The organism is Priestia sp. KCTC 13724 (genome assembly GCF_056820425.1).
Genome location: NZ_JBXDLD010000047.1, coordinates 1 through 11341 on the forward strand (window position 1 = coordinate 1; position 11341 = coordinate 11341).

An 11341-nucleotide genomic window follows, 5' to 3' on the forward strand; every position below is an offset into this window, starting at 1 on the left:
TTCATTGGTAAGTGTTACCCTTATACTTCAACAGAGAGTAATCGTAATCCTTTAATTCAACTTATATAGTTTAACTTATTTGACCAATTTAGTGTAAAATGATACTTGGAAGTATAGGGGTATTTTAACAATTTTCTCCTGATCAGAAAAGGAGAAACAGAAGGATAAACGAATATTGAATAGTATTCTTGGCTATCTTGTAAAGAACAGAAAATGGAGGTGAAGCGGTTGGAGCGAATCATTTATCATATGGAAGTAGATGGGCACCTGCTTGAGTATTCAGTTGTTGGAACAGGAACTCCGATCTTACTATTTCACGGGGGGCACTCGAACTGCCGAGAAGAGTTAGGGTATGAACGTCTTGTAAAAAGCGGGTTTTCAATCATAACACCGTCAAGACCAGGATACGGAGCTACTTCAAAAGAACTTGGCGAAACATTCGAACTAGCTTCTCGTTGCTATGCGAAGATGTTAGATCAGTTAGACATTAAAAAAGTACATATCATTGCAGTCTCAGCGGGAGGTCCGAGCGGAATTAGCTTTGCGTCAATGTATCCAAACCGTACAAATAGCTTAATTCTACAAAGTGCCGTCACAAAAGAATGGCTGTCTAAAAAAAGTCTCAATTATAAGGTAGCGAAATTTGCATTTCATCCGCTTACTGAAAAGTGGACGTGGAAGCTCGTGGCTCGTCTGTCAAACCGCAACGTACAGTTTATGTTTAAGCAGTTTGTTCCATCTTTTAGTAAACTTCCGGCAGAAGAAGTCATGAAACAAATGAAAGATTCAGACCTGGAAGCATTTCAGCGTATGAATAATCGCTATCGTTCAGGAAAAGGGTTCTTGTTGGATTTAGAGCATACGTCCAAGCAATTTCATCATTTGCTGACAGCGATTCAAAGTCCAACCCTTATTCTTCACAGCCTTAACGATCAAGCCGTCTCACTTGAGCATGCACATCATGCAAAAAAATCAATTCCAACATCAATTCTTTGTCTCCTTGATAATTGGGGACACTTACTGTGGATTGGAAAAGACGCAGGAGATATTCATAATCAAGTTGAAGCGTTTATTAAAAAGCACGACCTTGTGAATGGGCACGTTACTTTATAATATGGGGGAGAAAATGCATGACCAAAACAATTGATTTACAAATAGTAGATAACGTAGATAACTATATACAAAATTTGTCACAGCTTTTAATGACTTGCGTGGACGGAGGGTCATCAATTGGCTTTTTGCCTCCTTTGTCTATGAACCAAGCAAACATGTACTGGAGTGGAGTCGATCAAAATGATACTGTCCTGCTTATCGCAGCTAGTGAAGGCAAAGTAGTGGGCACCGTTCAGCTATATTTAGAAAGAAAAGAAAACGGAAAGCACCGAGCTGAAGTTGGAAAGTTAATGACGCACCCTGGTTTTCGAAGAAAAGGAATTGGCCGCTTATTAATGGAGGAAGTTGAAGCCCAAGCGAAAAAGCATGGCATTTCACTGCTTGTATTAGATACAAGAGAAGGTGATCCATCAAACGAATTATACCAAGCAATGGGGTACACAAAAGCAGGGGTAATCCCCAACTATGCATTGTCAGCCAACGGCAATCTGGATGCCACCGTGTTTTATTATAAGCTAGTGTAATAGAAAAGAATGATGAGCATGATAAAAGGAAAGAAGCATAAGTCCGATACCTATGCTTCTTTTTGTTTGACTTTCTTCCATCTTGAATAAATTTCAAACAGAGAAAGAGAGAGAACGCCCCAGAAAATCCAGTTGCTAAAAGAGACACCAGAAGTAGACTCGCCGCCTAAAAGCGACAATATTGTCATCACTACAACAATGTAGACAGTAAGAATAATTTGTCCTATTAAGCCTTCAGCTACTTTTTCTTCCGAGCGGATTCTAATTATGATACTCAGTATAAACAATAACCCAATCACGCTAACGAATAAAACAAAAGCAGCTTGTGGTAGGATTTTTGTAAACATTGGGTTAGGAAAATAATCAAAAACTAAAATAATAGTTAGAATCAGCATAAATAGTAAATCTGGCCACTTTATATAGTTCACCAAAAAGCACCGCCACCTTTCTACTTTATTACACCATTTTAGTAATTATTTTCTATAAAAACCATTGAATAATGTTTACCTGTGTTCTCATCACGCATACACTCTCTTATGTTCACGCGTATAGGTAAGGCTATTAGCCACTTCCTGCTCATTGATTTGAAAATCAAGCGCTTTTGCCACTTTCGTAGACTCGCGAATAAACATCGTTTGACTAGCTTGGAGCGCATGCCAAATCTTTTCATTGGTCGATACGTCATAGGTGCTTTGAAGCTCAAGAAACTCATGCTTTTCGAGATAGTTTGGCAGATACTTATTGTTTTTTCCTAAACTAAACGTAAATCCACGCTCGGTGCCGATGCGCCAGGACATCATGCGAAGAAGTTCTGTTCGTGTGTGAAAAGTAAGATGGTCTACCGCATATAAAAATTCATTGCGGCAAAGGCCTTTGACAACGTACGTACAAACCCACCAAAATTCGTTGCAACAGTCTAGAAAGTTAGCTTCGGTTGGCATTTGAAGATGATACTGTTTATCGCTTAGAAGTTGTGGTGCCCTAAATAAATCATCTTTATCTAGCAATATGGTTGAAATACCTTCATCACCACGGTTCCAGTCTTCTTTAAGTGAAAGCGGACAAAGAGTTAAATCAATTCGCGTATAGTCTTGAAACAGCATGAGATAGCTGAACTTTCCTCCTAATGAAGGCGGAAATAACGTTGTTTGTTCCGGCATTTGGGTCAAAAAACGTTCTCCGAAATAGTCAACCCATGTCGGGTCACTTAAGAAGCTTTCCATCTCAGATACAATAAAAACAATATCGTAATCTTGAAAATGGTCACGAGGTGCCTTGGGATTGACACGTGAACCACACATCCCAACTGCGCGTACGCGGCCATCGTTTTTCGCATAGCTCAAAATAAGATTCATTACTTCTTCTTTACTGCGCACGTTCATTCTCCTTTCTTAAAAACGTTTATTTCCCATCCGCTTTTTTGATAAAATGGAATTATTAGGGTTTGGTTTTATTATTTCATAGTGTAAAAGGGAGTGCAAAGATGAAGGTGCGATCTCTACAAGACCATGATGTTAAAGAGCTAATTCCGCTTATGGAACAGCTTGGTTATCCAACGAATTTTGAAGATCTGCAAGTGAGGCTATCCGCTATTCAAGCTTCGTCAGATTATCATACGCTCATCGCAGAGATAGATGGTGAAGTAGCGGGAATGGCTGGCTTATGTAAAAGCTATTTTTATGAATACGATGGCTCTTATACTCGTATTGTTGCATTTGTTGTTCATGAGAAATTTAGAAGAAAAGCCGTCGGGAAAATGTTGATCAAAGAAGCAGAAAGGTGGGCGAAGAGTCAAGGCTGCATGGCAATTGGATTAAATAGCGGCAACCGAGATGAGCGGCTGGCTGCGCATCTTTTTTATCAAAAAATGGGCTACCAGCCGAAAAGCACTGGGTTTATAAAAGAGATACGTTAAAACTTAAAGGAGCTACTGTTGCAGCGTGCTTTCAACTCTGAAAGAAAAAGATCAGGCTTAGCCGGTGAGATTTTTACGCTTCCTAAAAGAGAAGATGTATAAAAGATTTCAATAGCATCCTTTGAAGCGAGAACTTTATATCCCGTAAAAACATTACGAGTTGGGGCTACTTTTGTGATTTCTTCATATGGAATACGAATCTTCAATACGCCCCCTTTAACAATAAGATAATCAGAGTGAAGTTCATACGTCGCAAAAAAACTAGACCATACCATGACGCCTCCACAAGCTAAAAATAATGCAATAGAAATAATAATATCAAGCAGAGTTGTTTCACTGTCTAAAAAAAGAGGAAGAAAAAATACTACGCCAAGGGTTGCTAAAGAAGTGGTTATTACCATACCAAAAAAGCGGTCGATATGAGATCGGAATTTCAAGAAAGCACCTCCGTTCATTTTTTGAAAACGAGTTAGTACTAGTTTATACGCTTAATGTAAGGAATTGGTTTCGCTTTTTACTAATGCGAAGTGAAAAAATAGATTTAGTATATTAGCTAAGAAAGGAAGAAACACATGAACATACCTACATTGGATACGAAGCGGCTCATTCTCCGTGAGTCAAAAGAAAGTGATGCCGTTCATATGCTAAGGTATTTATCTGACCCTGTAGTAATGAAGCATATGGGGTTAGAGCCTTTTCAAACGATTGATGATGTGAAAAGCGAGCTCAGCTGGTACAGAAATATAGTAAATGAAGGTACCGGGATGAGATGGGGCATTACATTAAAAGAAGAAGGCGTCATAATTGGAAGCTGTGGTTTTTTAGATTATGAATCTAGTCATGAAAGAGCGTCAGTTGGATACGAGCTTCATCAGGAATACTGGAGGCAAGGCATTGCAGCTGAAGCTATGAAAGCAGTCATCGAGTATGGATTTTTAAACTGGAAGCTACATCGCATCCAAGCCCTAATTGAACCAGAAAACATATCATCGCAGAAGCTTGTTGAAAAGCTTGGATTTCATCAAGAAGGATTGCTGAGAGAATATGAGCGCACGTGCGGGAAATTTGATGATTTGTATATGTACAGCTTACTAAAAAGGGAATGGAAAGAAAGAAGAGCCGACTAATGAGCGGCTTTTTTATTTATGATTCTTTATACCTATTATTTTGGCGGATTTAAGGGAACGTTGTCTTACTGTGGAAAAAAGAGAAAAATTTCCTATTTCTCTAATCAAAAGCAACTTTTAAACTATAAATATTGGAAAAAGTGGTAAAGAGGTGAACCTCATGGGATTTGAACAAATGCTTCAAAGTTTTTCAAGCACAATCTCAGGAAACGTTGCGGATGCTGAAGAGAAAATTCAGCGTTTAAAAACCGCAAAAACAGAGATTGAAAACGAAAAGAAACGGTCATTAGTAGAAATAAAAGAAGTAAAGGAACCAGACTTAGGAGATCATTGGAAAGGTGATATATCCACAAACTTTGATGACAACAGAAAGCAAGCATACAACGAAATCAACGATATTATCACGAACGATTATGACGACTATATAAATGCGATTAAACATAAAATCACGTGGTACGAGGCTCAAAAAGGCTTTTATAGCGGTGTTAGCTACCTTGTAAACGAAGCGGAATCTCTTTTAAATAAAGGGGAAGATGCAGTCGCAGATTTAGAGAATAAAATTAGTGAGATTAGGAGAAAGCTATAATGACATCAATCAAGCTCAACTATGAAGACGTCATGCAAAAGCTTGAAGACGTCGAAACAGCCATTCAAAAATTATCGCTCCCAGGAAACTCCGATGTCGGGGATAACAACCTTTCAACCACAAACGAGTGGAAGTCACAGGAAGAAGAGCTGGGAAAGCTTTTAAAAACGTACATCACAGCCTTAGAAAAAAGCGTACAGGACACGAAAGCTAACGTGAAATTATTAAAAGAACAAGACGAAGCCATTGTGCGTTCATAATGAAAAAGGGTGAATCAAATGGGGAAAATATACGATGCAAAGGGCATTTCAACCTTTTCCAAAGAACGAGAAAAAGCGTATAAAAATCTTGAAGACCAGCTGCAGACCCTGCACAAAGCGCTAGCTGCCGTGTCTAAGCTGGATGATAGCCTTCAAGGAAAAGGTGCCGACAACATTAAGAAGTTCTATGAATACCAAGTTGATAACGCAAAGTGTTGGATTGATTTAGTCCAAATGACCAAGTCATATTTCTCAGCGCTGTACGTAAAAGCAGAAGACGCGAACCTAGCAGGAAACACGGTAGTTGACCTATCGTTTTTAGAGCATGATCTTAAACAGTCCGTAAGCCAAGCGAAAGAACTCGTTACTCAGCAGCGAGAAGATCTTCAAACGATTTTGCATAAAGTGGACGACTTAGTCTCACTGTCTGCGTTTTCTGCCGAAGATTTTAACGATTCAATCGATAAAGCAGAAAAAAAGCGGGATGAAACGGTTGAAGCAGTTGAAAAATTGGATGCAGAGTGGTTAGAAGGTTATAGGCAAATGGAATCAAATTATTTGCTGACACAAGCTGCAACCAACAGCTTACACGGAGCTACGACGCAAGGCGGGCAGGCGTATCCAGTTTTATTTGATCAAAAAGCGTATCATGCAAGCGAGTTGTATAAAGTTCAAAAAGAAGCAAGCGAGTACGCAACGAACTACGTGACGTATCATGAAGAAATGAAAAATGTTCACGAGCTGAAAAAAGAAGCGGAGCGCCAAGCGGTTGAAGAAGCTAATAAAAAGTGGTATGAAAAAACGTGGGATACGGTTTCAACCTTTACAGGAGAGGTAACAGGATATTATGATTATAAACGAGCAGCCGAAGGCGTAGATCCCGTTACGGGACGTGAGCTTTCAACATCGGAACGCGTAGCGGCAGGTGCAATGGCAGCGGCTGGATTCATTCCCGTTGTCGGCTGGGCAGGTCGCGCAGCTAAAGGCGGAAAAGCCATCTATGTTACCGCCAAAGGTGTCAACGCTGCTGATCATGCGCTTGATGCGTACAAAACGTCCAAATCGTTTAAAGCGCTCGAACAAGCAGAAAAAGGTCTCTACGGCCTAGTCGCCGCAAACGGCATGTACGAATTCACAACGGGAAAAGACATGTTCGGCAATGCGATCTCCGAAGAACAGCGCCAAAACAGCCTGTTCCAATCGCTCGGCATTGCAGGCGCAGGTGCCCTATCGACGCGCTACGCAGCCAATATGGGTCAAGCCGTGGTGACAAAAGGAACCGAAAAGCTCACGCAAATGCGCAATACGCTTCGCACAAGCACCGTTGCCAACGTCACCAAACAAGCGTACCAAAGCGTCAAAACTGCACCGGCATCGTGGACACAGTCATTACATAAAACGTATACGAGTATTTTAGACAGCACCATGCCAAGGCTCATGCCTGAACTAGCGCCAGCCGGTCCAGCGCTTGCCCAGCAGACGGTAAGGGAAACCTTGCAGAACGTGAAGCAGCAAGCGATGCAGATGATCACACCCATCTACAACCCAAAAGTCAAGCGGTACCAAGACCCAGAGACAGGGAGATTTGTGGCGAATCCGAATGTGGAGCGTGTGGAGAAACCTGTTGGAGTGGAGAAGAAGGGTAAAGAGGTTGAGCCGTTTCGGAATGTTGAGAGTGTTCAGGATGTTTCTAAGGGTACGGGTAATAAAACAGATAAGATTCCAGATGGTGTTATTAGAGACGGAAGTCATATGAGTACAGATGGTGCTTTGAAACCGAATGTTAAGTATAAAACAGGAGAATATGAGTATTTATATGAGACTGACAATATGGGGAGACTTAAAGAGTTTAATGCAGATGATTTAAAATTAACAGAAAGAGATAGTAGATTACCACATAAATTAAACACGCCTGGAAAAGAAACGGGTGACCATGCTGGACATTTAGCTGGTGATAGGTTTGGGGGCTCTCCAGATTTAGATAATCTTGTATCTCAATCAAGTAATGTGAATTTGAGTAAATACAAGAAGTTAGAAAATCAATGGGCTACAGCCATAAAAGAAGGGAAGAAGGTTTCCGTTAATGTTAAAGTCAATTATGACGGAACTGGATTAAGGCCGACAAGCTTTGAAATAAAATATAATATAGATGGTTTTATTAAGAAAGTAAAATTAAAAAATTAGGGGTGATAGACTTGAGTAAAGTATTTGAAGATTATTTTTCTGAATTACAAGCAGATATGGTAGCAATTTGTTTAGAATACGTTGAAAATAAAGCAGAGGATATTTACATTTACTGTTCCTATGAGCCAGAAATGTATGTTTTTGACGTGTTTTTTAAAATAAATAGTCAATTTGTTTTTAAGCATAACTTAAATGATGCAGTAAATAGCACAAGCACAAAAGGTAAGAAAGCATTGATTTATGATACCTCTGAACAAAGGCAAGAAGCTGTTTTAGATATTGGACTTGAAAATTTAGAAAAAATTCATGAAAAATGTAAAGAATATGGAAAAGAAATGCCTACAGAGATAAAGTTACATTATAATGTGAAGCAGAATAGTTTAAAAGGAAAATATAGATATGATTTAGTTTATTCAAATGACGAAGAGCTTTTACCAGATGATATTTTCAATTTTTGGTTCGAAGAGGTAAAAAGTGGAAATTACTGAAGTGGAAATGTCTTAATTAGTATAAGAGTTCAGAAGTATTCAGGATTATGTTTTAGAATTAACTACAAGCACTTGTTTGTCTTATTAGGCAACAGGTGCTTTTGTTTTTGTTTTAGAAATTGTTAACTTTGGGCAACATTGGACTATGCTTTGTGAAATTCATAGCTCATGAAGATAGTACCATCAAGGAGTATCGTTTTAATACTTTACGGGAAATGAATAGGAAAGAGAAATAGGCGAGATGACATTTTACATGGCAGGAATAGTTATGATATGGAATGGTTGACAAACTAACGAGATTGACAAAGCTCGTGGCGATAAAAGGTAGGTTACGTAAGAAGGTTACTAGTTTAGCAACAGGGCAGACAAAAATTGGGTTGTATTTTTACAAGAGACGGTCGTATAATACTCGCTATTCGCTAAAAAGCGTTACGAAAATTAAAATTTATGTAACGGGAGGGTGAAAAGTTGAACGTTGTTGGGTATATACGAGTCTCCACTCAAGGGCAAGCAAGAGATGGATATAGCTTGAAATATCAAGAAGAAGAAATTAGAGCATACTGTGAAGAACAGGATTTTAACTTGATACATATTTTTAGAGACGAAGGAATTAGTGGCGCAAAACTAAATGAAGAAGCATTCGAAATAGACAGGGTGGGCTTACAGGAGATGTTGGCTCACCTTTCTTCTGTCCAAATTGATAATGTGGTGGTGCTCAATACAAGTCGATTATGGCGGTCAGATATTGTCAAGGTACTGATTCAACGAGAATTAAAGAAATACGGCTGTGATATTAAAAGCATTGAACAGCCATTTTACAGCATTCACAAAAAAGACCCAAACGATTTTTTGGTCAATGGCTTAATGGAGTTATTAGACCAATATCAACGGCTTGAAATAGCGCTGAAGCTAACGAAAGGAAGAAATAAAAAGGCAAAAGAAGGTGGATATGCAGGGGGAAGGGTAACATTTGGCTATATGAAACAAAAAGGTGAAAAGGAACTAAAGATACATAACAATCATGCAGAAGTAGTGAAACGGTTGTTTGAGCTTAAACAGATACATAGAAAATGGTCACTGTCTAGGTTGGCAGAAGCATTAAATGATGAAGGTTATCGAACAACTCAAGGTAAAGCATTTACGAAAGTACAAGTGAAACGTATTTTAGACCGAGAAAGTTTTTATCAAGGGATCTATACATACGGACAAATACAAGCAAATGGCAAACATGAAGCAATAATTTAATAGGTTACTTAAAAAAGGGATTCATTTTCTAATAAGTTCTTATGAAGCGATGAAAATGGATAGGCTTTCGTACCAATGCGCACCAATTGGTGAACGCTCGAACTAAGGTTGCCGGCATTTTCATTCAATCATTGACAACTGAATAGGAGGATGAGCCATGCATGAAAAGCAGAAACATATTTATGTGGGTGTAGACTTACATAAACAGCACCATGTGGCAGTGATTATTAATTGTTGGCAGGAAAAACTAGATGAAATAAAGTTTGAAAATAAACCCTCTGCTTTCTCCACGTTTTTACTGGATATTGATGCACTGACAGAAGAAGGCTTGACACCTATATTCGGTTTAGAAGATGTGGGTGGTTACGGTCGAGCATTGGCACAATTTCTAACGGACCATGGACAAGTTGTAAAAGAGGTTAACCCAGCTCTTTCTTATGCTGAACGAAAAAGCTATGTTACCGTACAAAAAAGTGATAGCTGGGATGCGGAATGTGTCGCTAGAATATTGGTAAGACAACTTAGCCAATTGCCTAACGCTAAACCACATGATTTATTTTGGTCGATACAACAATTGGTTACTAGAAGAAATGCATTGGTGAAAGCTCAAGGTGCTTTAAAAAACCAACTGCATATTCAATTGAGCCATCATTATCCAAGCTATAAGAAGTTTTTCTCCGAGTCTTGTTTAGAAGGTGTGAGTATAAAACAATTGACCACCTTCTTATTAGAAGTGAGCCATAATACTTGTTCGGTGAAAAAAGCGAATGAAATATTGAAGCTAGTAATAGAAGATGGGAACACAACAAAAGAACATCAGGAAACGCGAGACTTTCTAGTAAGAAGCATCGTTCGAGACATTTCGTTTAAAAAGAAGGAAATGAACTATGTGGAAGGCGAACTAAAACAGTTAATGAGTTTACTAGACTTTCAACTAGACTCCATGCCAGGCATTGACCTTGTGACAGCTTCCGCTTTAATTGCGGAGATTGGTGACGTTAGACGTTTTCCAAATGCCAACAAATTGGCACGATTTGCGGGGATTGCGCCTGTTTACTTTGGGTCTGGTGGGAAAGGCAAGGAACAAAAAAGCAAACAGGGAAATCGGGCGCTTCACGCTTTATTTTACAATCTAGCTGTACAACAAGTGCAAGTAGCTAAAGGAAGTAAGTTACCAAGGAACCCAGTGTTTTATGCTTACTACCAACGCAAACTTAAAGAAGGTAAAACAAAGGGGCAAGCATTGGTATGTATAATGAGAAGGCTTGTGAACATTGTTTATGGCATGATGAAGCACCAAACTGCTTACGAATTGCCAATAATAGAAGAGAAAGAAGTAGTTTAATTGGGTGGTAAAATGGCTGATTTTTTTTATTTTTAGCTTTTAAGATTACAACATAGGGTACGGGTAATAAGATAGATTCTGATACAATAAAAAAATATATTAGAGATATAGAAGGACGAACCGGCAGAGAGTTATCTAAAAACCAAATAGAGAAGTTAAAGGAAGCCTTAAGAAATAAAGAATATAAAAAAATGTCACCAATAGATACAGCTAAGCATAGGGCAGAATTTGATAAAGTAAAAAATAAAGTAATTAAAGAGTGGGAAGAAAATACTGGGCAAAAGTGGCCTGTGTATAATGAAAATGTTATTTCGGAAAGAACAGGTAAAATAATTAGGAAACAAGGAGATAAGTATGATGCTCATCATATAATTGAAAATACTTTTGGCGGAGAACATGAATGGTGGAATATGCATCCTGCAAAATTCCCAAATGAGCATCAAGCTGGTATTCATGGAGCTGGTTCACCAGCAAATACACTATTTAAAGGAGCATTCCTGTTAGAAGGATTTTCGGGGACTTGAACAAAAAAGAGCCCTCTTGGTATGATACGG

The 11341-nt window shown here is 38.8% G+C and carries 13 protein-coding genes and 1 pseudogene; 11 read left to right on the forward strand and 3 right to left on the reverse strand.

The window, feature by feature from the left end:
- The first annotated feature begins 228 nt into the window (after positions 1 to 228).
- On the forward strand, positions 229 to 1113 hold the full coding sequence (locus AC1UFB_RS07190) for an alpha/beta fold hydrolase (RefSeq protein WP_100347834.1): 885 nt from the start codon (positions 229 to 231) through the stop codon (positions 1111 to 1113).
- 17 nt (positions 1114 to 1130) lie between these two features.
- On the forward strand, positions 1131 to 1637 hold the full coding sequence (locus AC1UFB_RS07195; protein ID WP_206833597.1) for a GNAT family N-acetyltransferase: 507 nt from the start codon (positions 1131 to 1133) through the stop codon (positions 1635 to 1637).
- 50 nt (positions 1638 to 1687) lie between these two features.
- Here the strand turns inward: AC1UFB_RS07195 and AC1UFB_RS07200 are convergent, their stop codons facing one another.
- Both AC1UFB_RS07200 and AC1UFB_RS07205 read right to left on the reverse strand, forming a co-directional pair.
- The gene (locus AC1UFB_RS07200) at positions 1688 to 2068 is read right to left on the reverse strand and encodes a hypothetical protein (protein ID WP_100347833.1); all 381 of its coding nucleotides are present in this window, start codon (positions 2066 to 2068) and stop codon (positions 1688 to 1690) included.
- Between the two features lie 87 nt (positions 2069 to 2155).
- Positions 2156 to 3013 carry an aminoglycoside 6-adenylyltransferase gene (locus AC1UFB_RS07205; protein WP_157803607.1) on the reverse strand — a complete coding sequence of 286 codons (858 nt, stop codon included), beginning with the start codon at positions 3011 to 3013 and terminating at the stop codon, positions 2156 to 2158.
- A 107-nt stretch (positions 3014 to 3120) separates the two neighbouring features.
- On the opposite strand from AC1UFB_RS07205, the gene AC1UFB_RS07210 reads away from it, so the two are divergent.
- Complete coding sequence (locus AC1UFB_RS07210) at positions 3121 to 3552, forward strand: GNAT family N-acetyltransferase (RefSeq protein ID WP_062686879.1); 432 nt, start codon at positions 3121 to 3123, stop codon at positions 3550 to 3552.
- On the opposite strand, the gene AC1UFB_RS07215 is transcribed toward AC1UFB_RS07210, so the two are convergent.
- Positions 3549 to 3989, reverse strand: a complete 441-nt coding sequence (locus AC1UFB_RS07215; protein WP_100347832.1) for a PH domain-containing protein — start codon at positions 3987 to 3989, stop codon at positions 3549 to 3551. The genes AC1UFB_RS07210 and AC1UFB_RS07215 overlap by 4 nt on opposite strands.
- A 135-nt stretch (positions 3990 to 4124) precedes the next feature.
- Here AC1UFB_RS07215 and AC1UFB_RS07220 point away from each other — a divergent pair, with 135 nt between their 5' ends.
- From AC1UFB_RS07220 to AC1UFB_RS07255, 8 genes and pseudogenes are all read left to right on the forward strand, one after another.
- A complete protein-coding gene (locus AC1UFB_RS07220) occupies positions 4125 to 4679 on the forward strand; it encodes a GNAT family N-acetyltransferase (RefSeq protein ID WP_100347831.1) in 555 nt (184 codons plus the stop codon).
- A gap of 160 nt (positions 4680 to 4839) precedes the next feature.
- A complete protein-coding gene (locus tag AC1UFB_RS07225) occupies positions 4840 to 5265 on the forward strand; it encodes a YwqH-like family protein (RefSeq protein ID WP_100347830.1) in 426 nt (141 codons plus the stop codon).
- Complete coding sequence (locus tag AC1UFB_RS07230; protein ID WP_094910186.1) at positions 5265 to 5525, forward strand: DUF5344 family protein; 261 nt, start codon at positions 5265 to 5267, stop codon at positions 5523 to 5525. The genes AC1UFB_RS07225 and AC1UFB_RS07230 overlap by 1 nt, the downstream gene beginning before the upstream one ends.
- A gap of 18 nt (positions 5526 to 5543) precedes the next feature.
- A complete protein-coding gene (locus AC1UFB_RS07235) occupies positions 5544 to 7709 on the forward strand; it encodes a T7SS effector LXG polymorphic toxin (RefSeq protein ID WP_482588884.1) in 2166 nt (721 codons plus the stop codon).
- An 11-nt stretch (positions 7710 to 7720) separates the two neighbouring features.
- A complete protein-coding gene (locus AC1UFB_RS07240; RefSeq protein ID WP_311857965.1) occupies positions 7721 to 8197 on the forward strand; it encodes a DUF600 domain-containing protein in 477 nt (158 codons plus the stop codon).
- Between the two features lie 468 nt (positions 8198 to 8665).
- Entirely contained in the window at positions 8666 to 9442 is a 777-nt protein-coding gene (locus AC1UFB_RS07245) for a recombinase family protein (RefSeq protein ID WP_311857968.1), read from the forward strand.
- A gap of 157 nt (positions 9443 to 9599) precedes the next feature.
- On the forward strand, positions 9600 to 10787 hold the full coding sequence (locus tag AC1UFB_RS07250) for an IS110 family RNA-guided transposase (RefSeq protein ID WP_318757652.1): 1188 nt from the start codon (positions 9600 to 9602) through the stop codon (positions 10785 to 10787).
- Positions 10788 to 10843: 56 nt separating this feature from the next.
- Positions 10844 to 11311 (forward strand): annotated as a pseudogene (locus AC1UFB_RS07255) (hypothetical protein); the annotation flags it as partial.
- Between the last annotated feature and the right edge of the window lie 30 nt (positions 11312 to 11341).